20 protein-coding genes are annotated in these 20,674 nt (G+C 72.0%); 4 read left to right on the forward strand and 16 right to left on the reverse strand.

Features of this window, described 5'->3' with window-relative positions; genetic code table 11:
- Positions 1 to 175: 175 nt before the first annotated feature.
- A complete protein-coding gene (locus tag QM641_RS08080) occupies positions 176 to 1,486 on the reverse strand; it encodes an MFS transporter (protein ID WP_415115266.1) in 1,311 nt (436 codons plus the stop codon).
- 172 nt (positions 1,487 to 1,658) lie between these two features.
- On the opposite strand from QM641_RS08080, the gene QM641_RS08085 reads away from it, so the two are divergent.
- The gene (locus QM641_RS08085) at positions 1,659 to 2,696 is read left to right on the forward strand and encodes a LacI family DNA-binding transcriptional regulator (protein WP_415115268.1); all 1,038 of its coding nucleotides are present in this window, start codon (positions 1,659 to 1,661) and stop codon (positions 2,694 to 2,696) included.
- Here the strand turns inward: QM641_RS08085 and era are convergent.
- From era to QM641_RS08135, 10 genes are all read right to left on the reverse strand, one after another.
- Complete coding sequence (era, locus tag QM641_RS08090) at positions 2,693 to 3,580, reverse strand: GTPase Era (RefSeq protein WP_415115270.1); 888 nt, start codon at positions 3,578 to 3,580, stop codon at positions 2,693 to 2,695. The genes QM641_RS08085 and era overlap by 4 nt on opposite strands.
- On the reverse strand, positions 3,577 to 4,893 hold the full coding sequence (locus tag QM641_RS08095; protein WP_415115273.1) for a hemolysin family protein: 1,317 nt from the start codon (positions 4,891 to 4,893) through the stop codon (positions 3,577 to 3,579). The genes era and QM641_RS08095 overlap by 4 nt, the downstream gene beginning before the upstream one ends.
- On the reverse strand, positions 4,890 to 5,360 hold the full coding sequence (gene ybeY / locus QM641_RS08100) for an rRNA maturation RNase YbeY (RefSeq protein WP_415115275.1): 471 nt from the start codon (positions 5,358 to 5,360) through the stop codon (positions 4,890 to 4,892). The genes QM641_RS08095 and ybeY overlap by 4 nt, the downstream gene beginning before the upstream one ends.
- The gene (locus QM641_RS08105; protein ID WP_415115317.1) at positions 5,357 to 6,385 is read right to left on the reverse strand and encodes a PhoH family protein; all 1,029 of its coding nucleotides are present in this window, start codon (positions 6,383 to 6,385) and stop codon (positions 5,357 to 5,359) included. The genes ybeY and QM641_RS08105 overlap by 4 nt, the downstream gene beginning before the upstream one ends.
- A 52-nt stretch (positions 6,386 to 6,437) precedes the next feature.
- Entirely contained in the window at positions 6,438 to 6,785 is a 348-nt protein-coding gene (locus tag QM641_RS08110) for an HIT domain-containing protein (RefSeq protein ID WP_415115277.1), read from the reverse strand.
- A gap of 44 nt (positions 6,786 to 6,829) precedes the next feature.
- On the reverse strand, positions 6,830 to 7,576 hold the full coding sequence (locus QM641_RS08115) for a 16S rRNA (uracil(1498)-N(3))-methyltransferase (RefSeq protein WP_415115279.1): 747 nt from the start codon (positions 7,574 to 7,576) through the stop codon (positions 6,830 to 6,832).
- Positions 7,577 to 7,583: 7 nt separating this feature from the next.
- A complete protein-coding gene (gene dnaJ / locus QM641_RS08120; protein ID WP_415115281.1) occupies positions 7,584 to 8,693 on the reverse strand; it encodes a molecular chaperone DnaJ in 1,110 nt (369 codons plus the stop codon).
- A gap of 38 nt (positions 8,694 to 8,731) precedes the next feature.
- Positions 8,732 to 9,769 carry a heat-inducible transcriptional repressor HrcA gene (gene hrcA, locus QM641_RS08125; protein ID WP_415115283.1) on the reverse strand — a complete coding sequence of 346 codons (1,038 nt, stop codon included), beginning with the start codon at positions 9,767 to 9,769 and terminating at the stop codon, positions 8,732 to 8,734.
- A 90-nt stretch (positions 9,770 to 9,859) separates the two neighbouring features.
- Positions 9,860 to 11,077, reverse strand: a complete 1,218-nt coding sequence (gene hemW, locus QM641_RS08130) for a radical SAM family heme chaperone HemW (protein ID WP_415115285.1) — start codon at positions 11,075 to 11,077, stop codon at positions 9,860 to 9,862.
- Positions 11,077 to 11,727: a DUF1990 family protein gene (locus QM641_RS08135; protein WP_415115287.1), complete on the reverse strand. Its 651-nt coding sequence runs from the start codon at positions 11,725 to 11,727 to the stop codon at positions 11,077 to 11,079. The genes hemW and QM641_RS08135 overlap by 1 nt, the downstream gene beginning before the upstream one ends.
- Positions 11,728 to 11,816: 89 nt before the next feature.
- On the opposite strand from QM641_RS08135, the gene QM641_RS08140 reads away from it, so the two are divergent.
- Positions 11,817 to 12,539, forward strand: a complete 723-nt coding sequence (locus QM641_RS08140) for an AAA family ATPase (protein WP_415115319.1) — start codon at positions 11,817 to 11,819, stop codon at positions 12,537 to 12,539.
- A gap of 112 nt (positions 12,540 to 12,651) precedes the next feature.
- Here QM641_RS08140 and QM641_RS08145 read toward each other — a convergent pair whose 3' ends face one another.
- A complete protein-coding gene (locus tag QM641_RS08145; protein ID WP_415115289.1) occupies positions 12,652 to 13,281 on the reverse strand; it encodes a GrpB family protein in 630 nt (209 codons plus the stop codon).
- Positions 13,282 to 13,381: 100 nt separating this feature from the next.
- On the reverse strand, positions 13,382 to 15,229 hold the full coding sequence (gene lepA, locus QM641_RS08150; protein ID WP_415115291.1) for a translation elongation factor 4: 1,848 nt from the start codon (positions 15,227 to 15,229) through the stop codon (positions 13,382 to 13,384).
- A gap of 86 nt (positions 15,230 to 15,315) precedes the next feature.
- On the opposite strand from lepA, the gene QM641_RS08155 reads away from it, so the two are divergent.
- Together QM641_RS08155 and rpsT are read left to right on the forward strand one after the other, a co-directional pair.
- Positions 15,316 to 16,050: an alpha/beta fold hydrolase gene (locus QM641_RS08155; RefSeq protein ID WP_415115293.1), complete on the forward strand. Its 735-nt coding sequence runs from the start codon at positions 15,316 to 15,318 to the stop codon at positions 16,048 to 16,050.
- 115 nt (positions 16,051 to 16,165) lie between these two features.
- A complete protein-coding gene (rpsT, locus tag QM641_RS08160) occupies positions 16,166 to 16,426 on the forward strand; it encodes a 30S ribosomal protein S20 (RefSeq protein ID WP_415115295.1) in 261 nt (86 codons plus the stop codon).
- A 78-nt stretch (positions 16,427 to 16,504) separates the two neighbouring features.
- Here rpsT and holA read toward each other — a convergent pair whose 3' ends face one another.
- From holA to QM641_RS08175, 3 genes are all read right to left on the reverse strand, one after another.
- The gene (holA, locus tag QM641_RS08165) at positions 16,505 to 17,533 is read right to left on the reverse strand and encodes a DNA polymerase III subunit delta (protein WP_415115297.1); all 1,029 of its coding nucleotides are present in this window, start codon (positions 17,531 to 17,533) and stop codon (positions 16,505 to 16,507) included.
- Positions 17,534 to 17,706: 173 nt separating this feature from the next.
- Positions 17,707 to 20,097 carry a ComEC/Rec2 family competence protein gene (locus QM641_RS08170; RefSeq protein WP_415115299.1) on the reverse strand — a complete coding sequence of 797 codons (2,391 nt, stop codon included), beginning with the start codon at positions 20,095 to 20,097 and terminating at the stop codon, positions 17,707 to 17,709.
- A complete protein-coding gene (locus QM641_RS08175; protein ID WP_415115321.1) occupies positions 20,094 to 20,657 on the reverse strand; it encodes a helix-hairpin-helix domain-containing protein in 564 nt (187 codons plus the stop codon). The genes QM641_RS08170 and QM641_RS08175 overlap by 4 nt, the downstream gene beginning before the upstream one ends.
- Positions 20,658 to 20,674 lie beyond the last annotated feature (17 nt).

Below are 20,674 nucleotides of genomic sequence, written 5' to 3' on the forward strand. Positions count from 1 at the left end.
CGAGTGAGACACTACGAAACGAAATCAACGTTGCAATAGCAGCTTGAACCCGCCGGCGCTATGGCGACCAGACGCGCCAACTCAGCGGGATGCCGCGGCGCTCACTGGGCGCATATTGTCGCCGGCCACGCCATGGGTGATGATGCGCGCCCCGTGAGCCGAGGGTCCAGCGTCTCTACTTCGGACCCGGGTCGTTGATCTCCTCGATCGTGAGCTGCGAGGTCTCCTTGAGGCCGAGCGAGCACACCGTCATGACGAGCGAGACGAAGATCGAGTAGAGCTCAAGACCCAGGTATCCGCCGTCGAAGGCGAGCAGCAGCGCGGCGCCGATGACCGAGGCGGTGCCGCCGCCGAGGGCGGCTCCGATCTGGTAGGTCAGCGAGATGCCCGAGTACCGCACCCGACGCGGGAACTGCTCCCCGAGGAAGGCGGGGATCGGCCCCTGCGTCGCCCCGGCGAAGATCGCGTTGAGCACGAACATCAGGAACAGCAGCGGCACCGAGCCGGTGGCCAGCACCGGGAAGAAGACGAGGATCACCACGATGCCGCCCAGCGAGCCGAAGATCATGACCTTCCGCCTGCCCCACCGATCGGAGAGGCCGCCGAACAGCAGCGCGGCCAGGAACAGCGCGACCGTGCTGATGTTCTGCGCGTTGAGCGAATCGGTCTCGGAGTAGCCGATCTCGACGGTGTACGTGATGAAGAACACGCCGACGAGGTAGGCGAGCGCGGTGTAGCCGTAGCTGATGCCCACCGCGCACAGGACCGCCTTCGGGTAGGACTTGATCGCCACCACGAGCGGCAGCTTCTTCTCCGGCGGCGCCGTGTGCCCCGGGTCGTGCTCCTCGTCGGGCAGCGTGAGCCGCGCCACGAGACCGACGGCGATCAGCAGGCAGCCGGCGATGAACGGGATGCGCCAGCCGATCGACACGAGGAACTCGTGGCCGGGCAGCGAGGCGAACGTGAAGGCCAGCGTGCCCACGAGCGTGCCCAGCCCGATGCCGACGCTCGTGAAGCTGCCCCACAGCCCGCGGCGCCCGGGCGGAGCGGCCTCGATGCCGACGATCGACGAACCGCCCCACTCGCCGCCGGCGGCGAAGCCCTGGATGAGCCGGAGCACGACGAGAATGATCACGACCCCCTCACCCATCACCTCGTGCGCGGGAAGGAAGCCGATCAGCATCGTGCTCACGCCCATCGTGATGAGCGTCGTGATCAGCACGGGTCTGCGGCCGATGCGGTCGCCGAAGTGGCCGAAGAAGATGCCGCCCAGGGGGCGCGCGATGAAGCCGGTGCCGAACGTCGCGAACGCGATGAGCGATCCGACCATCGGCGACTGGTCGGGGAAGAACACCTCGGGGAACACCAGGGCGGCCGCGAGCCCGTAGATGGAGAAGTCGTAGAACTCGAGAGCCGTTCCAAGGCCCGAGATCATGAAGATCCGTAGACCGGACGGCCGTGCCGCGCGGGCAGGGGCATGGGTCATCGTAGATTCCTTTCACACGGTCGCCGACATGGGCCGGGAGGTCGGACGACGTCGAAGCCGGCGCTGACTGCGCTCGTGTCGTCGAGGACTGGTACCGACGACGCGCGACACAACCTACGGGCATGAACGCGTTCATACAATGGACGCACCTTTCCCGGGTGAGGAGGCTGGCATGCAGCCGCGCCGCAGCACCACCGTCCATGACGTCGCACGCCGCGCCGGCGCCTCCGTGGCGGCCGTCTCGCACGCGCTGAACGGCACCGGCACGCTCAGCCACGCGACGCGCGAGCGGATCATCGCGGTCGCGTCCGAGATGGACTACCGGGCCGACGCGGTGGCGCGGGAGCTGCGGCGCTCTCCGCTGGGCGTGTTCGGGGTCGTCATCCGGCCGCTCGACGTGTTCGGCCACTATCGGCCCGACGGGGTCGACGTGTATCGCCGCGTCATCGGCACGCTGGCATCCGCCGCACTCGATGCGGGCAAGGGCACGATGCTCCTGCCCGACCTGACGCGCCGCCCGCTGCCGCCGCTCGCGCTCTCGCTCGACGGCTACATCGTGATCGACCCCGTCTCGAACGACCCGGTGATCGAGCTGCTCGACTCCCGCGAGATCCCCTATGTGACGCTCGGGCGGATCCCCGGCCGGCCGGCGTTCTCCTGGTGGGTGTCGGAGAACGACGCGCAGACGATCGAGCTCATCCTCGACTCGCATTTCGCACGCGGGGCACGGAGCATCCACCTCGTGATGGGGACGCTTCGCACCGCCTGGAACCTGGACAGCGAGAGGATGTACCGCACCTGGACGCGTGCGCGGGGGCTCACGCCGCACGTGGTGCGCGTGGCCGAGGACCTCGGCGCCGAGGGCGGCCGCGACGCGGTGGCCCGACTCCTGCGCCGGGGAACGCCGGATGCCGTGCACTGCCTCACCGGCCGCCACGCCGCCGGGGTGCTCGAAGGCCTGCGGGCGCACGGGCTCGAGGTGCCGAGGGACGTGCTGCTGTCGGCCGGATCGGATGCCGAGCCGGCGCTGCGCGCCCGGCCCGCCATCTCGGCGGCCGTCCTCGGGCACCCCGAGCTCGGGCAGGCGCTGGTCGGCCTGCTCATCGACCGGCTCGCCGGCGGAGCCGCACCCCCGCCGCGGCTGCTCACGCCGGAGTACATCGAGCGCGAGTCCACGGGGCTCGCCCGGCCGGCCGAGCCCCGACCCTAGAACCCGAGGCGGCCGAGCTGCTTGGGGTCGCGCTGCCAGTCCTTGGCCACGCGCACGTGCAGCGAGAGGAACACCCGGCCGCCGACGAGGGGCTCGATGCCCGCTCGCGCCGCCGCTCCCACCTCGCGCAGGCGCGAGCCCTTGCGCCCGATGATGATGGCCTTCTGACTGTCGCGCTCGACCACGATGCTCGCGTACACGTCGGTGAGGTCAGACCCCTCGCGGGGGGCCACGTCGTCGACGGTCACCGCGATCGAGTGCGGCAGCTCGTCGCGCACGCCCTCCAGCGCCGCCTCGCGGACGACCTCGGCGATGCGGTCCTCCAGCGACTCGTCGGTGACCACGCCCTCCGGGTACAGCGCCGGCCCCTCCGGCATGAGCCGCAGCAGCTCGTCCGTCAGCACGTCGAGCTGCTCGCGCGTGAGAGCGGACAGCGGAATGACGGCATCCCAGTCCTCGCGCAGGCCGTCGACCTCGATGAGCCGCTCGGTGATCTCGTCGCGCGACGCGGCGTCGGTCTTGGTGACGATCGCGACCTTCTTGGCGCGCGGGTAGCCGCCCAGCGACGCGGCGATGCGCCGGTCGCCGGGGCCCACCCTCTCGGTCGCCGGCACGCAGAACCCGATGACGTCGACGTCGCCGAGCACCTGCTCGACGAGGTGGTTGAGCCGCTCGCCGAGGAGGGTGCGCGGCTTGTGGATGCCGGGGGTGTCCACCACCACCAACTGCCCGCCCGGACGGTTCAGGATGCCGCGGATCGCCCGCCGCGTCGTCTGCGGCTTCTCGCTTGTGATGGCCACCTTCTGTCCCACGAGGGCATTGGTCAGCGTGGACTTGCCGACGTTCGGCCGCCCCACGAACGTCACGAACCCCGATCGCGTCATGATCCCTCTCCCCTGCCCGGCAGGCGCACCTCACCCGTGCGCGGTCCGCCGTACGGCGGCTCCTCGTCTTCCGCGCGCTCCACGAACACGGTGGCGATGCCGCGACCGCGGCCTCGGGACGCGCCGCCGGTCATGACGATCCCGCCGTACTCGGTCGTCACCCCGGGTTGCGGGACGCGGCCGAGCACCTTGCCCAGGAGCCCGCCGATCGAGTCCACGTCCTCGTCGTCGAGCTCGATGCCGAACAGGTCCCCGACCTCGTCGAGGCCGAGCCGTGCGCTGACCCGGAAGCGGCCCTCGCCGAGGTCGACGACCTCGGTCTGGCGCGGGTCGTACTCGTCGGAGATGTCGCCGACCAACTCCTCGATGAGATCCTCCAGCGTGACCAGCCCCGCCACACCGCCGTACTCGTCGACGACGAGGCACACGTGCACGGCATCCCGCTTCATCTGCTGCAACAGCGTCTCGGCCTTCATCGACTCCGGCACGAACACCGCGGCCCGGGCGATCGTGCTCGCCCGCACGTCGCGCCACGCGCTCTCGTCGCGGAACGCGAACTGCACGAGGTCCTTGAGATACACCACCCCCGTGATATCGTCGCCGTCGGCGACCGGGATGCGGGAGACGCCCTTGTCGAGGAACAGCCCCATGGCCTCCTGGGTGGTGGCCGCGGCATCCACCGTCACCATGTCGGTGCGCGGCACCATGACCGCGCGCACGAACGTGTCGGTGAACTCGAACACCGAGTGGATGAGCTCACGGTCGTCCTCTTCGATGAGGGCCTGCGAGGCCGCCTCGTCGACCATGCTCAGGAGCTGCTCCTCGGTCGCGAACGACGCGCGCCGCGAGACGCCCGGCGTGACGCGGTTGCCGAGCACGACGAGCAGGTGCGCGAGCGGGCCGAGGAAGATCCGTGCACCGCGCACCGCCCACGCGAACGCGCGCAGCATGCCCTTGGCGTGCTGCCTCCCGACGCTGCGCGGGCTCGCCCCCACGAGCACGAACGACACGCCGGTCATGAGCACCGCTGCGGCCAGCATCGCCCACCAGATGTTGTCGAACAGGAGGAACAGCGCGATCGTGACGAGCACGGCGGCGGTCGTCTCGGTGAGGATACGGATGAACACGACAGCGTTGCCGTGCGCCTCCGGGTCGGCGGCGATGCGCTCCAGCCGCTCGCGGCGGGGACCGGACGGCGCGAGCTCGACCAGCTCGGCGCGCGAGGTGACCCCGAGCGCGGCGTCGAGAGCCGCCATGAGTCCGCCGACGCCGACGAGGAGAACGGCGACGACGAGAAGGAGCGTCGCGGTCATGTGCGTCGGCGGCGCCGTTCGCTCAGGTGGAACGACACGATGAGGTCGCGCTGCAGCCCGAACATCTCGCGCTCCTCGTCGGGGTCGGCGTGGTCGAAGCCGAGCAGGTGCAGCAGGCCGTGGGTGGTGAGGAGAACCAGCTCGTCCATCAGTGCGTGACCGGCGGCCGCGGCCTGCGCCTCGGCGACCTGCGGGCACAGCACGATGTCGCCGAGCAGGCCCGGAGGGCTCGGCGCGTCATCGGTGCCAGGTCGCAGCTCGTCCATCGGGAAGCTCAGCACGTCGGTCGGCCCGGGCTCGTCCATCCACTGCACGTGCAGGGACTCCATGGCGCCCTCGTCGACGAGGAGGATCGCCACGTCGGCCTCGGCGCTCACGTTCAGCTCGACCAGGTTGTGCGCCATGAGGCGCAGCAGCACGGTCTCGTCGACCTCGACGCCCGACTCGTTGGTGATCTCGATCGTCATGACCGTCCTCGCTTGGGCAGCCGGTCGCGGGGGCCTGCCGGGCGGGCTGCCGCACGCCGCTCGGCTCTGTTTGCGAACTCGGATGCCTCGTCCCGCTCGCGCCGGGCCACCAGGCGCTGCTCGTCGTAGGCGCTGTAGGCGTCGACGATGCGCCCCACGAGCGTGTGCCGCACGACGTCGTCGCTGGTCAGGTGCGAGAACGAGATGTCATCGATGTCCTTGAGCACGCGCGTGACCAGCCGCAGGCCCGAGACGCCCTGCGGCAGGTCGACCTGGGTGATATCGCCGGTGACGACCATCTTGGTGCCGAAGCCGAGGCGAGTGAGGAACATCTTGATCTGCTCCGGCGTCGTGTTCTGCGCCTCGTCGAGCACCACGAACGAGCTGTTCAAGGTGCGCCCACGCATGTACGCCAGGGGTGCGACCTCGATCGTGCCGGATGCCATGAGCTTGGGCACCAGCTCGGGGTCCATCATCTCGTTGATGGCGTCGTACAGGGGGCGCAGGTACGGGTCGATCTTGTCGGTCAGGGTGCCCGGCAGGAACCCGAGCCGCTCGCCCGCCTCGACCGCGGGGCGGGTCAGGATGATGCGGTCGACCTCCTTGCGCTGCAGCGCCTGGACGGCCTTGGCCATCGCCAAATAGGTCTTGCCGGTGCCGGCCGGACCGATGCCGAACACGATCGTGTTGTCGTCGATCGCGTCGACGTACGCCTTCTGACCCGGGGTCTTCGGTCGGATCGTCCTGCCGCGCGAGGTGAGGATCGCCTCGCCGAGCAGCGCGGACGGTCGCGGGCCGCCGTCGGCGCGCAGCATGCGGCTGGAGACCCGCACGTCGGCGGGGTCGAGGCCCTGGCCCGTGCGCGCGAGCGCGATGAGCTCCTCGACGAGCGCGCGGGCGGACGCCACGGCATCCCGCCCCCCGCTGAGGGTGATCTCGTTGCCGCGCACGTGCACGTCGACCTCGGGATGCTCGTGCTCCACGACCCGCAGCAGCCGGTCCTGCGGGCCGAGCAGCTGGACCATGGCGACGCCGTCGGCGTAGATGCGCTCCTCCGTGCGGTCGCCGTCGGTACTGTCAGCCACCGAGCGTCCCCTCCGCCAGGCCGCCGCCGAGGATGTGCGCGTGCACGTGGAAGACGGTCTGCCCGGCCGCGGCGCCGGTGTTGAAGATCAGCCGGAACTGCCCGTCGCAGTGCTCCTCGGCCAGCTGCGCGGCGAACGCGACCAGCTCGGCGAGCAGGGCCGGGTCGCCCGCGGCGAGCGCGACGACATCGCGGTACTCCTGCGTCTTCGGGATGACGAGCAGGTGCACCGGCGCCTGCGGTGCGATGTCGCGGATCGCGAACAGGCGGTCGGTCTGAGCGATGATCTCCGACGGGATCTCCCCGGTCAGGATGCGGGTGAAGATCGAGGGCTCGCTCATGGCGTCCAGTCTAGTTCGCGCCTCCCCCGGCCGTCCGGGCGCGCTCACCAGCGGCCGAGGCGTACGTTCACGAGCGCGAGGGCCGCGGGGCCGGCGGTCGAGGTGCGCAGGACCGTGTCGCCGAGCCGCACGAGGGTGGCCCCGGCATCCTGCAGCGCGGACAGCTCGGCGGGGGCCATGCCGCCCTCAGGGCCGACCACGAGCACGACATCGCGCGGGTCGTCCACGTCGAGGTTCACGTCCGAGAGCCGAGCGGATGCCGTGGGCTCCAGCACCAGCGTGCGCGCCTGGCCGGCCCGGGCCACCAGGTCTCCCAGACCGGCCGGTGCGGTCACCGCGGGGAGCCATGCGCGGTGGGCCTGCTTCGCGGCCTCGCGCACGATCGCGCTCCACCGCGCCACGCCCTTGGCCGACTTGGCTGCGTCCCATCTCGAGACGCTGCGCGCGGCCTGCCACGGCACGATCTCGTCGGCGCCGAGCTCGGTGGCCGCCTGCACGGCGAGCTCGTCGCGGTCGCCCTTCGCGAGCGCCTGCACGAGCACGACCCGCGGCGACGGTGCCGGGAGCACCGCCACATCGGCGACGCGGATGACGACCTCCTTCGGCGTGACGGACTCCACCTCGCCGCCGCCCCAGGTGCCGACGCCGTCGCCGACCGTCACCCGCTCGCCGACGCGCACCCGCCGAACCACGGCGGCATGATACGCCTCCGCGCCGGTGAGCACGACGGCGCCGCCGCGCTCCCAGACCGGCGGCTCGCCGATGCCGTCGACGAGGAAGTGCAGCGGCATCCGTCCGCTATCCGTTCCGGAGGCGATCGCGCAGCTTCGCGAACAGCCCCTGGTGGAACTCGGACAGCCGCGGCGGCGGAGCCTTCGTCTTCGCGGCGAACTGCTCGATGAGCGCCCGCTCGCGCGCGTCCAGGCGCGTCGGGGTGACCACCTGCACACCCACTCGCAGGTCGCCGCGCTGGGTGCCGCGCAGCGGCGTGATGCCGCGGCCCTTGATCGTGAGGACGTCACCGCTCTGCACGCCCGGCCGGATCTCCAGCGGCACCGGCCCGTCGAGCGAGGTGATCGTCGTCGTCGTGCCGAGGATCGCGTCGGTCATCGACACCTCCAGCGTTGCGAGGAGGTCGTCGCCCTCGCGGCTGAACGTGTCGTGCGCGGAGACGGTGACCTCCAGGTACAGGTCGCCGTTCGGCCCGCCCGCCGGCCCCACCTCGCCCGAGCCGGGAAGCTGCAGGCGCAGCCCCGTCTCCACCCCCGCGGGGATGTCGATCGAGACCGTGCGGCGCGCCCGCGTGCGGCCCTGACCCTGGCACGTCGCGCACGGGTACGGGATCGTCGTGCCGTACCCCTGACAGCTCGGGCACGGCTGCGAGGTGACCATGTTGCCCAGCAGGCTCCGCACCGTGCGCTGCACCTGTCCGCTGCCGTGGCAGATGTCGCACGTGACCGGCTGCGTACCGGGTTGGCAGCACGCGCCCTGGCACGTCTCGCAGATCACCGCGGTGTCGACCTCGATGTCGCGGTGCACGCCGAACACGACGTCGGCGAGGTCCAGGGTCACGCGCACGAGCGCGTCCTGTCCGCGTTCGCGGCGCGAGCGGGGCCTGCCCCCGCGCTGCCCGCCGGCGGCGCCGAAGAACGTCTCGAAGATGTCCCCGAAACCGCCGAAGCCCCCCGCGCCGCCGAACGCGCTGTCGCCGCCTATGTCGTAGCGGGCGCGCTGCTCAGGGTCGCTCAGCACGTCGTAGGCGTGCGTGACGAGCTTGAAGCGCTCGGCCGCCTCCTCGCCCGGATTCACGTCGGGGTGCAACTGCCGTGCCAGACGGCGGTACGCCTTCTTGATCTCCTCGGGACTCGCATCGCGCGACACCCCGAGGACCTCGTAGTGGTCAGCCACTTTCGCCTTCCTGCCCTGCCGGGCGCGGTATGCCGGTGTCAGCGCGCCTTCTCGTCCTCGTCGAGCAGGCGGCTGAGGTAGTGCGCGACGGCACGTACCGCCGCGAGGTTGCTGGGGTAGTCCATGCGCGTCGGGCCGAGCAGGCCCACGCGGGCGTGCGAGCCGGTCGCGTCGTAGTCGCTCGTGAGCACGGATGCCTCGGCGAGCCCGAACGACTCGTTCTCCCGCCCGATGCTCGTGGCGAGTCCCTGCTCGTCGGCGACCATCTCGCTCATCAGGCGCAGGAGCGTCACCTGCTCCTCGATGGCCTCCAGCAGCGGCGAGATGCTGCCGCGGAAGTCGGACTCGCGCCGGGCGAGGGTCGCGCTCCCCGCCATGACGAGCCGATCGGTGCGGAACTCCTCGAGCTCCTCGGAGACGATGCGCGCGACCGCGCGCACGATGTCGTCGAGGCGGTCGCCGCTGCGCGGGGTCTCCAGGAGCCCGGCGATCGCCTGCACGCCCTCGCGGATGCCACGACCGGTCACCAGCGCCGCGATCCTGGCCTTGACCACCGCGACGTCGGTCTCGACGATCTCGCCGCGCAGGAGCGCCGTGCGCTGGGAGACCCGACCGGTGTCGGTGACGACGATCACGACGATGCGCGAGCCGCCCACGTGCACGACCTCGACGTGCGACACGTTGGCGCGTGCGAACGACGGGTACTGCACGATCGCCACCTGCCCGGTGAGCCGCGTGAGCGCGCGCACCGTGCGCACGAGCAGGTCGTCGAGGTCGCCGGAGTCGCGCAGGAACGAGGCGATCGCCGCGCGTTGGGCGGAGGTGAGCGGACGCAGCTCTGCCAGCTGGTCGACGAAGACCCGGTAGCCCTTGTCGGTGGGGATGCGGCCCGACGAGGTGTGCGGGGCGACGATGAGCTCGTCCTCCTCCAGCAGCGCCATGTCGTTGCGGATCGTGGCGGCCGACACCCCGAAGGCATGCCGGTCGACGATCGACTTGCTGCCGACCGGCTCGCGCGTCTCGACGTAGTCCTCCACGATGGCCCGGAGGACCTGCAGCCCGCGTTCGGTGACCATGGTCCTCCCTCACTGGCACTCGCTGGTCTTGAGTGCCAATCCTACCGCGAGCGGCCGACTCCGGAAGGTCGGCGGGGCCCCGGCTGCGGCTCAGGCGGTCAGCGCACGCACGACGGCATCGGCCAGCAGCCGCCCGCGGCGAGTCAGCACGATGCGTCCGCGGACGGCATCCGTCCCCTCGATCAGGCCGTCCGCGATGAGGGATGCCACGGCGTGACGGCCCGCACCGAGCACCTCCGAGACGGGGAGCCCTTCGCTGATGCGCGAGCGCAGGAGCACCCGCTCCAGTTGACGGGCCTCGTCGTCGGGGCGCTCGCGCGCGGCTGCGGGCGAGGCGCCGGTCGCGAGCCGCTCGGCGTAGGCGGCGGGATGCTTCACGTTCCACCAGCGCAGGCCCGCGACGTGGCTGTGCGCGCCCGGCCCGTACCCCCACCAGTCGGCGCCGGTCCAGTACGCGAGGTTGTGCCGCGAGCGATGCGCATCGTCGCGCGCCCAGTTCGACACCTCGTACCACGACAGGCCGGCCGCGGCGAGGAGGTCGTCGGCCTGCTCGTACATCGCCGCCTGCAGGTCGTCGTCGGGCGCAGGCAGCTCGCCGCGGCGGATCCGCCGGGCCAGCTTCGTGCCGTCCTCCACGATGAGCGCGTATGCGGAGACGTGGTCGGGCTCCAGCGTGAGCACCGTCTCCAGGGAGACGCGCCAGTCGCCCAGCGACTCCCCCGGCGCACCGTAGATGAGGTCGAGGCTCACGTCGAGGCCGGCGCCGCGCGCGGCCGCGACGGCGGTGCGGACGTTCTCGGGGTCGTGCGTGCGATCGAGGGCCGCGAGCACGTGCGGCACCGCGGACTGCATGCCGATCGACAGGCGCGTGACGCCGGATGCCTTCAGCTCGGCGGCGACGGCATCCGTCACCGTGTCGGGGTTGGCCTCGACCGTGACCTCCGCGCCGACGGCGAGGCCGAACGCGTCGCGGACGCCGTCGAGCATGCGGGCGAGGTCCCCCGTCGGCAGGAGGGTCGGCGTGCCGCCGCCGAAGAACACGGTCGCGGCGGGTCGGAGAGCACCGCGCTCGGCGAGCACGGCGCGAGAGAGCGCGATCTCGCGGCGCACCTCGTCGGCGTAGGCGTCCTGCCGGGCGCCGCGCAGCTCGGTGGCGGTGTAGGTGTTGAAGTCGCAGTAGCCGCAGCGCACGCGGCAGAACGGCACGTGGATGTACGCGCCGAACGAGGTCGCGGGGTCGACCGCGAGGTCGTCGGGGAGCCGCCCGTCCGGCGGCGCGGGCTCGCCCGGCGGAAGGGCGGCGCCCATCAGGCCGGGGTGGTGTACAGCGGCGAGATGGCGCGCAGGTAGCGGGTGAACAGCTCGCGGCGGCGGCGGCGGACGAGGAACGGGAGCATGCGGTAGGGCAGTGCCACCGCGGTGTCGAACGCGCGCACCGTGAAGTGCACCTCGTCGTCCTCGCGCCATTCGACGAGGAAGGACTCCTCGCCGCTGACGACCGAGCCGCCCATCGTGCCGAGCGTGAAGCCCGCGCGGCGGGCCTCCTCGACGACCGAGATCACGCGCAGCTCACCCCCGGCATCCATGCGCCGGAACCGTCCCGCCACGCGCAGCGTCGTGCCGGGACCGACCAACGGCGTGCCGTCGGCGTCGAAGTGCTGCTCGAGGTCGGAGCGGCTGGGGGCGACCGCGTTGCCCTCCGCGTCGAAGCCGACGCCGGAGTAGGCCGGGCCGGAGGCGGGGCGGATGTCGCTGAGCTCGAGCCCGGCGCCGCGCTGCGCACCCCAGGCCAGCAGGGCGTCGCTCGCGGTGCGGAAGCGCTCCTCGCCGCTGCCGATCCGCCAGGACTGCTCGGCGGGGATGCTCCGCTCGGGCGGGTACTGCATAAGGTCGGCGGCATGGGTCGCTCCGACCGCGGCGTAGTCGACCGTGCCGTCCTGGAAGTTTCCGCGGCGCATGGAATCCAGCCTATGACGCCCGCCTGATCGATCGGTGGGTGCCGGTGCAGGACCGGGGGCCGAGTGGCAGACTCGGGCGGGTGAGCGGGATGTTCTCTCAGCCGCCGGTCGTCGGCGTGCACGTGCACCACGAGCGCGTCGGCGACCGCGGCCGCTGGCCCGCGACCGTGCCGGCGGTGGCCCAGCTGCTCGACGACGGGCTGGAGCTCTCCCCCGGCGTCACGTTCCTGGTCGGCGAGAACGGGTCGGGAAAGTCCACGGTGCTGGAGGGCATCGCCCTCGCGTACGGCTTCTCCCCGGAGGGCGGTTCGCGCCACGCACGGCACAGCACGCGCGCGAGCGAGTCGCCCCTGTCGGACTGGATCGAGCTGCAGCGCGGCGTCGGCAGCAGCCGGTGGGGCTTTTTCCTCCGGGCCGAGACGATGCACTCGTTCTACACCTATCTGGAGCAGAACCCCGGCACGAGCAGCGAGCCGGCGTTCCACGAGCTGAGCCATGGCGAGTCCTTCCTTGCGATCCTCGATACGCGTTTCGACGCACCGGGGTTCTACTGCCTCGATGAGCCCGAGGCGGCGCTCTCCTTCCAGTCCACGCTCACGCTGATCTCGATTCTCGACCGCATCGCCCGGAGCGGTGGGCAGGTGCTGTGCGCGACGCACTCGCCCGTCCTCGCGGCCCTCCCCGGCGCGCGGCTACTGGAGCTCGGCGAGTGGGGCATGCGCAAGACGACATGGGACGACCTCGAGCTCGTGCGGCACTGGCGAAGCTACCTCGACGCCCCGCAGCGCTACCTCCGCCACCTCCTGGACTGAACGGCGTCACCGCGAGACCGCCGCCACTTGTGCCGTGAGACCTCCCGTTTGCAACGCGACACGCCGTGTCGGCGTTGCAAACGGGAGGTCTCGCGGGGGCAGCCGCGAGGTCTCAGGCGTCGGAGGGGCGGGGATGCGGGTCGTGCGGGTGCGCGGGATCGGCGGCGAGGATCTTCTCGTAGAGGTCGTAGATGACCCACGCCTTGGCGTTGTTGTAGAGCATCTCCTCGGTGTAGCCCTCCGCGGCGACCGCGCGCTTGACCTCGGCGTACCGGACGCGGTCCTCCGGGTGCGCACGCAGCCAATCACGGAACATGCGGTGCCGGCGCGGTTCACGCGCGGTCGCCGACCACACGTGCAGGTTGGTGCGCGGCTCCGCCCCGTGCAGCATCCGATGCTCCTCCCAGTGCGGCTCGCGACGGGTGAGCACGAACCCCGCGGCCTCCAGGTCGGGCAGCCACGCGGCCTCGTCCGCGGAGTCGGCCACCGTGAGGTCGATGTCGATCACGGGCTTGGCCCACAGGTCCGGCACCGCCGTCGACCCGACGTGCTCGATCGCGAGCGCGCGCTCGCCCAGGGCCACGGCGATGCGGTCGCGGACGCCCGCGAACCACGCCGGCCACGCCGGGTCGGGGGCGACCACCTCCACGCGCGCGATCGGCACCGGGCGGGAGACGCGGCCCGCCTCGATCTCGGCGATCGACGGAGGATCGTACGGGTTCCACAGCGGATGCGTGCGCACAGTCAGATCGTAGGTGCGCCCCGCCGCTGTCGTAAGTGGCACCCTCGCGGGAGGAAGTGGCACCCTCGCGGGGGGAAGTGGCACCCTCGCGGGGGTGGGGCTACTTCTTCTTGGTCTCGACGTCGCCGGAGAGCGCAGCGATGAACGCCTCCTGGGGGACCTCGACGCGGCCGACCATCTTCATGCGCTTCTTGCCCTCCTTCTGCTTCTCCAGCAGCTTGCGCTTGCGCGTGATGTCGCCGCCGTAGCACTTGGCGAGCACATCCTTGCGGATCGCGCGGATGTTCTCGCGCGCGATGATGCGCGCGCCGATCGCCGCCTGGATCGGCACCTCGAACTGCTGCCGCGGGATGAGTTTGCGCAGGCGCTCGGTCATGAGGGTCCCGTACGCGTAGGCCTTGTCGCGGTGGACGATCGAGCTGAAGGCATCCACCTTCTCGCCCTGCAGCAGGATGTCGACCTTGACGAGGTCGGCCTCCTGCTGGCCGTTCGGCTCGTAGTCGAGCGACGCGTAGCCCTGCGTGCGCGACTTCAGCTGGTCGAAGAAGTCGAACACGATCTCGCCGAGCGGCAGGTCGTAGCGCAGCTCGACGCGCTCCTCGGAGAGGTAGTCCATGCCCAGGAGCGACCCGCGACGCGACTGGCACAGCTCCATCACGGTGCCGACGTAGTCCTTCGGGGTGAGGATGCCGACCTTCACGACCGGCTCGGAGACCGAGGCGACCCTCCCATCGGGGTACTCGCTCGGGTTCGTGACCGTGACGGTCTCGCCCGTGTCGGTGGTGACCTCGTAGGTCACACTCGGCGCGGTGGTGATGAGGTCGAGGTCGAACTCGCGGGCGAGCCGCTCCGTGATGATCTCCAGGTGGAGGAGCCCCAGGAACCCGCACCGGAAGCCGAAGCCGAGCGCGACCGAGGTCTCCGGCTCGTACTGCAGCGACGCGTCCGACAGCTTGAGCTTGTCGAGCGCTTCGCGCAGCTCCGCGTAGTCGCTGCCGTCGATCGGGTAGATGCCGCTGAAGACCATCGGCTTCGGGTCGGTGTAGCCGGCGAGGGGCTCGGATGCCGGTTTGCGCTGGTTCGTGATCGTGTCGCCGACCTTGGACTGACGCACGTCCTTCACGCCGGTGATGAGATAGCCGACCTCGCCGACGCCGAGGCCCTTGGTGGGCATCGGCTCGGGGCTGGACACGCCGATCTCCAGGAGCTCATGCATCGCGCGCGTGGACATCATCTGGATGCGCTCGCGCGGCTCGAGCTTGCCGTCCACCATCCGCACGTACGTGACGACGCCGCGGTACGAGTCGTAGACGGAGTCGAAGATCATCGCGCGCGCGGGGGCGTCGGCGCGGCCCTTCGGGGCGGGGATGTCCTGGACGATCCGGTCGAGCAGGGCCTCCACGCCCGCACCGGTCTTGCCGCTGACCCGCAGCACGTCGTCGGGGTCGCCGCCGATGAGGTTCGCCAGCTCCAGCGCGAACTTCTCCGGATCGGCGGCGGGCAGGTCGATCTTGTTGAGCACCGGGATGATGTGGAGATCGTTCTCCAGCGCGAGGTACAGGTTCGCGAGGGTCTGCGCCTCGATCCCCTGCGCCGCGTCGACCAGCAGCACGGCGCCCTCGCATGCGGCGAGGCTTCGCGAGACCTCGTAGGTGAAGTCGACGTGGCCGGGCGTGTCGATCATATTGAGCGCGTGCGTGCCGGATGCCGTGGCCCACGGCATCCGCACCGCCTGCGACTTGATCGTGATGCCGCGCTCGCGCTCGATGTCCATGCGGTCGAGGTACTGCGCGCGCATGTCGCGGTCGGCCACGACGCCGGTGATCTGCAGCATGCGGTCGGCGAGCGTCGACTTGCCGTGGTCGATGTGGGCGATGATGCAGAAGTTGCGGATGAGCTCCGGCGGCGTCGCGGACGGCTCGAGGGGCGTGAGGGCGCGCGGTGACATGTCCCGACGATTCTACGGTCTCGTTCTCGCCCGCCCGCCACGCCCGTCCGCGGCATCCGCTCGGCTCGCCCTCGTAGGCTGGCGGCATGACGGTGCAGGTGGTGCTGGTGCACGGCATCCGGACCTCGGCGACGATGTGGCGCGCACAGCTGGCGCACCTGGCCGAGCGCGGCATTCCGGCGACCGCGGTCGACCTGCCCGGCCACGGCACGCGGATGGCGGAGGAGTTCACTCTCGACTCCGCGTTCGCGACGATCGGTCGCGCCGTGACCGATGCGGCCGCGCGCGGACCGGTGCTGCTGGTGGCCCATTCGATGGGCGGGCTGCTCTCGATCGCCTACGTGGGCGGCGAGGAGGCTCCGCCGGTGGCCGGCTTCGTCGCCGCGTCCGCGACGACGGCTCCGCGGCCCGGCAGGGTCGCCCTGTACCGCACCCTCGCGCGCATCCTGGACGCGCTTCCGCGACGCGGGCAATGGCTCGCCGACTTCGTGCTCGATCGCACGCTGCCGCCCGAGACCCGCGCGGACTTCGGCGCCGGCGGGTACGCGTACGACGCGCAGGACGTCGCACTCGGCGCGCTCTCCGACCTCGACCTCATCGCCGCCCTCCGGCGCATCGACGTGCCGACCTGGTTCGTGAACGGACAGTTCGACCAGCTGCGCTTCGACGAGCGGGCGTTCGCCGCGCTCGTCCCCGGATCGGAGCTCATCGTCGTGCCGCGCACGAGCCACCTGGTGACCGCGATGCGTCCGCGGGTGTTCAACGCGGTGCTCGACGTGGCGCTCGCAACCCTTGAATCACGCATGGTGGAGGCGACCTGATAGACTCGGTGTTTGGCTTGCGTGTGGGCTTCTGCCTTGCACGACCGCCGTGCGGCATCCCTCTCCTGCCACCCGGCACCCCGACCGAAAACTCCGAACGAAAGATACGTCGAACGTGGCGAACATCAAGTCGCAGATCAAGCGCAACAAGACCAACGAGAAGGCGCGCGAGCGCAACAAGGCCGTCAAGAGCGAGCTGAAGACCGAGGTGCGCCGCACCCGCGAGGCCATCGCCGCCGGCGACAAGGCCACCGCCGAGAAGGCGCTCGCCAAGGCGACCAAGAAGCTCGACAAGGCCGTCAGCAAGGGCGTCATCCACGAGAACCAGGCCGCGAACCGCAAGTCGGCGATCGCCAAGCAGGTCGCCGCGCTCTGAGCTCTTCGCGAGGGCCCGCTCCCCGCTGGGGGCGGGCCCTCCACCGTCTCTGCCGCCGGGCCGTCTCTGCCGCCGGGCTCAGGATGCGTACGGGGAGCGGGTCGCGATCACGGTCACGAGCCGCTCCACCGCGAAGACCGGGTCGCGCGAGGCGCCCTTGATCTCGGCATCCGCCCGCGCCGCGGCGTGGATCGCCCGCCCGAGCGACTGCTCCGACCAGCCGGACAGGTCGCGCCGGGCGCGATCGACCTGCCAGTCCTTCATGCCGAGGCGCGCGGCCAGCGCCGCCGAGGGCTCGCGGTTGCCGGCGACCCTGGCCATCGTGCGCAGCTTTGAGGCGATGGCCGCAACCAGCGGCACCGGGTCGGCGCCGCTGGCGAGGGCATGGCGGAGCGCGATGAGCGAGTCTCCGTAGCGCCCCGCGATCGCGGCGTCGGCGACCGCGAACGCCGAGGTCTCCACGCGACCGCCGTAGTAGCGCTCGACGACCTGCTCGCCGATGTCGCCGGGGACGTCGGCGATGAGCTGCTGGCACGCCGCGGCCAGCTCGGTGACGTCGTCGGCGAAGGCCGCCACCAGGGCACGCAGGGCGCCGGGGGCGATGCGCCGGCCCGCGCCGCGGAACTCGGATGCCGCGAAGTCGAAGCGGTCGGCATCCCGCTTGATCGCGGGGCACGCGATCTCGATGCCGCCGCCCTGCCCTGCACGGATCGCGTCGAGCAGCTTCTTGCCGCGCACGCTCGCCCCGGTGTGCCGCAGCACGACCGTGGCGCCCTCCTGCGGTGCGGCGAGGTACGACAGCGCCTCGCTCAGGAATGCGTCGCTGCAGCGCTCGACGCCCGACACGCGCACGAGGCGCGGCTCGCCGAACAGCGACGGCGAGGTGAGGGCGAGGAGGCTCCCCGACACGTAGTCGTCGGCGCGGAGGTCGGACACCTCCAGGCTGGCGTCTTCGGCACGCAGGTACTCGCGGATGCCGGCGATGGCGCGCTCGGCGCACACCTCTTCCGGACCCGACACGAGCACGATCGGGGCGGGTTGCGGCGAGCGCCACGACACCTGCGGGATGGCGCTGCGCGCGGACGATCTGCGCGGGGCCGGGCTCATGGCTCCAGCGTACTGCGCAGCTCCGACAGCGCCGCTGCCGAATGAGGCTGACCGCCGCACCGGTTCACAACTCAGGCAGAACAGGATCGTGCGGGCAAGGTTCGGCGCGAGTTCGGCGAATTGCCTGAGTTATGAACGTCCGGTGCAGCAGCCCGAGCCGGCTACTGCCGCTGCTACGGCATCGCCGGCGCGCGCTCGCGCCACACGTGCAGGCCGTCGGGGGCCAGGGTCACGGCGACCGCGCCGTCGGTGTCGGTGCGGGCGACCGTCGTGCCGAGTCCGGTCAGGAGCGACAGGGTCTCCTCACGCGGATGCCCGTAGTCGTTCTCGCCGACGGTCACGAGCGCGAGGGCCGGCGAAGCCTGGCGGTACAGCTCCGGGGCCTGATCGGCGCTGCCGTGGTGGGCGACCTTCACGAGCGCGTATCCGGGGGCGAGCAGGCCGGATGCCACGACGGCGCGCTGCGGCCCGGCGGACAGGTCTCCGAGGAACAGGCTCGTGGGCAGTCCTCCGCCGGTCACGTCGACGACGACGCTCGCATCGTTGCCGGGCGGATAGCCGGCGCCGGATGCCCTCGGCCACAGCACACGCCAGCGCGCGCTGCCGAGCGTGCCCGACATGCCAGCGTGGGCCTCGGTCAGCTGGGCGCCGCCGTCGGCGAGCCGCTTGAGCAGGCGCTCGTCGTCCGGGCCGCCGGGCGGTCCGTGCAGCAGCAGGCCGATGCGCCCGATCACGGCGTCCACTCCGCCGCGATGGTCGAGATCGAAGTGGGTGAGCACGAGCAGATCGACCCGCTCGACACCGAACCTGTCGAGGCAGGCGGCCAGGGGCGCCGGATCCGGGCCGGTGTCGATGAGCGCGACACGGCTCCCGGAGCGGAGCAGGATCGCATCGCCCTGCCCCACCTCGCACGCCACGACGCCCCAGTCGGTCGGCGTCTGCAGCCGGTCGGCGAGGCCCGCGCCCGGCCCGAGTGCCAACACGCACGCACCGGTCGCTCCGAGGACGACGATCGCGAGCGCGCGCACGCGGCGCCGGCGCCGGTCCGGCGAACCGCTCGGACCCGGGCCCGCGTGATTCCGCGCGACCGCGCGCACCGGAGGCTCGTCACGCACGATCACCACCGCGCCGATCGCCGCCCCCACGAGGGCGAGCGCGACCACCCCGCCCCACCCCGCAAGCCACGGCACACCGCTGCCCGGCAGGGCCGACATCGTCGCCGCGGTCTGCGCGATCCACGCGGCCGGCGCCCATGCGAGCGCGGCGAGTCCGTACGAGACGACCGGCAGCGGGCTCGCGAGGCACGCCGCGAGCCCCAGCACGGTGCCGATCGGCGCGGCCGGCGCGGCCAGGAGGTTCGCGAGCACGCCGTAGAGCGGCACCGTCGGGTTCACGAGCACGAGCAGCGGCCCGCACGCGAGCTGAGCGGCCAACGGCACCGACAGGGCGAGTGCGAGCGGCGACGGCATGAACCGCGCGAGGCCCTCGGCGAGCGGACCGGCCGCGAGCAGCAACGATCCGGTCGCGGCCGCGGACAGCGCGAACCCGAGCGATCCGGACAGCCAGGGGTCGAGCACGAGCAGGACGCACACCGAGAGGCTGAGCAGTGACACGCCCGCTCCGATCCGGCCGAGAACGAGGCCGAGGAGCGCGATGGTCGCCATCGCCGCCGCGCGCACGACGCTCGGCTCGGGCGAGACGAGCACGACGAAGCCCGTGAGACAGACCAGGCCCGCCGCCACGCGGATGCCCCGGCGAGCCCCGCACAGGGCCGCGAGCCCGAACGCGAGACCCACGACCAGCGCGCAGTTCGCTCCGGACACGGCGGTCAGGTGCGACAGCGAGGAGGCCTTCATCGCGGCGTCGAGCTCCGCCGAGACCGCCGAGGTGTCTCCCACGGCAAGGCCCGCGATCAGGCCCGCCGCCGGCTGCGGCAGTCCGTCGGTCGCGCGCAGCAGACCGCGCCGCAGCTCGGCGGCGACCTCCAGGACGCCCTGCGGCGGCGCACGGACCTGGATGCCGCGCCCGGCGCGGACGACGAGCACCTCCCGCTCACCCGGATCCGCCCGCACCGCGGTGCCCCGCGCGGAGATCGACGCGCCGAGGTCGAGCCCGTCCGGACGCGTCGCGGCGAACACGACGACCGGGAACGAGACCGCGCGCTCGACCGGACCGTACGCCAAGCCCTCGGCCACCGCGTCGAACCGCCATCCGAAGGCCGACGGCTCGACCTTGCCCACCACCGTCGCGACGACGGTCACCGCCCGACCGCCCTCGACCGCGAGCGAGGCCGCCAGGGCACGCGCAGGCTGGGCGATGGCGACCTGGGTCGCGACGCCGCCGGCGCTCGCGAGCGCGACGGCGGCGAGCGCGGCCGCGGTGCGGAGGGAGCCGCGACGAGCCCGGGCCGCGAGCATGAGCACGACCACGACCCCGGCCCACAGGCATCCCGCCACGACCCGGGCCGCCTCCGGGGCGTGCGTGGCGACGGATGCCGCGACCCACGCCGCGGCGGCGACCGGCACCAGCCGCAGGTCGCGTCGTCGCGCGGAACGCAGACTCATACCGTCACCAGGTCGCGCAGGGATTCGAGCATCTTCTCGCCGATGCCGGGCACCGCGAGCAGGTCGTCGGCGCTCGTGAAGCGCCCGTTGCTCTCGCGCCAGTCGATGATGCGGGCCGCGAGGGCCGGTCCGATGCGCGGGAGCGTGTCGAGGGCGGCCTCGTCGGCGGTGTTGAGGTTGACGCGTCCGTCGGCCTGCCCGGCCGCCTCGGGTGGCGCCGCCTCGCCGACCAGCGGCACGAACACCTGCTCGCCGTCGGTGAGCGGGCGGGCGAGGTTGACGGCATCCTGTGCGGCGCCGTCGGTGAACCCGCCCGCCGCCGTCACGACGTCGACCACGCGCGCACCCTGGGCGAGCCGGTAGAGCCCTGGCGCGGCGACGGCGCCGGACACGTGGACGAAGAGGGCTGCCGGCTGGGCGGATGCCGTCGTGTCGACACCGAGCGGCACGGTCTGCGCCGCCGGGGCGCGGACGATCCCGATGATCACCGTGATCGCGGCCGCCGCGACCACGAGGACGATCGCGGCGCCGACCCCGATTCTTCGCCGATTGGATGCCATGCCCACGCGGTCACGCT

Origin of the sequence: Microbacterium sp. (assembly GCF_047605725.1) — a bacterium.
GTDB lineage: Bacteria > Actinomycetota > Actinomycetes > Actinomycetales > Microbacteriaceae > Microbacterium.

What these genes read in the sequence shown, in the direction of transcription:
- QM641_RS08080 (WP_415115266.1), bottom strand. Translation starts at nt 1,486, where the DNA reads ATGACCCATGCCCCTGCCCGCGCGGCACGGCCGTCCGGTCTACGGATC.
- QM641_RS08085 (WP_415115268.1), top strand. Translation starts at nt 1,659, where the DNA reads ATGCAGCCGCGCCGCAGCACCACCGTCCATGACGTCGCACGCCGCGCC.
- era (WP_415115270.1), bottom strand. Translation starts at nt 3,580, where the DNA reads ATGACGCGATCGGGGTTCGTGACGTTCGTGGGGCGGCCGAACGTCGGC.
- QM641_RS08095 (WP_415115273.1), bottom strand. Translation starts at nt 4,893, where the DNA reads ATGACCGCGACGCTCCTTCTCGTCGTCGCCGTTCTCCTCGTCGGCGTC.
- ybeY (WP_415115275.1), bottom strand. Translation starts at nt 5,360, where the DNA reads ATGACGATCGAGATCACCAACGAGTCGGGCGTCGAGGTCGACGAGACC.
- QM641_RS08105 (WP_415115317.1), bottom strand. Translation starts at nt 6,385, where the DNA reads ATGGTCCAGCTGCTCGGCCCGCAGGACCGGCTGCTGCGGGTCGTGGAG.
- QM641_RS08110 (WP_415115277.1), bottom strand. Translation starts at nt 6,785, where the DNA reads ATGAGCGAGCCCTCGATCTTCACCCGCATCCTGACCGGGGAGATCCCG.
- QM641_RS08115 (WP_415115279.1), bottom strand. Translation starts at nt 7,576, where the DNA reads ATGCCGCTGCACTTCCTCGTCGACGGCATCGGCGAGCCGCCGGTCTGG.
- hrcA (WP_415115283.1), bottom strand. Translation starts at nt 9,769, where the DNA reads ATGGTCACCGAACGCGGGCTGCAGGTCCTCCGGGCCATCGTGGAGGAC.
- hemW (WP_415115285.1), bottom strand. Translation starts at nt 11,077, where the DNA reads ATGGGCGCCGCCCTTCCGCCGGGCGAGCCCGCGCCGCCGGACGGGCGG.
- QM641_RS08135 (WP_415115287.1), bottom strand. Translation starts at nt 11,727, where the DNA reads ATGCGCCGCGGAAACTTCCAGGACGGCACGGTCGACTACGCCGCGGTC.
- QM641_RS08140 (WP_415115319.1), top strand. Translation starts at nt 11,817, where the DNA reads ATGTTCTCTCAGCCGCCGGTCGTCGGCGTGCACGTGCACCACGAGCGC.
- lepA (WP_415115291.1), bottom strand. Translation starts at nt 15,229, where the DNA reads ATGTCACCGCGCGCCCTCACGCCCCTCGAGCCGTCCGCGACGCCGCCG.
- QM641_RS08155 (WP_415115293.1), top strand. Translation starts at nt 15,316, where the DNA reads ATGACGGTGCAGGTGGTGCTGGTGCACGGCATCCGGACCTCGGCGACG.
- holA (WP_415115297.1), bottom strand. Translation starts at nt 17,533, where the DNA reads ATGAGCCCGGCCCCGCGCAGATCGTCCGCGCGCAGCGCCATCCCGCAG.
- QM641_RS08170 (WP_415115299.1), bottom strand. Translation starts at nt 20,097, where the DNA reads ATGAGTCTGCGTTCCGCGCGACGACGCGACCTGCGGCTGGTGCCGGTC.
- QM641_RS08175 (WP_415115321.1), bottom strand. Translation starts at nt 20,657, where the DNA reads ATGGCATCCAATCGGCGAAGAATCGGGGTCGGCGCCGCGATCGTCCTC.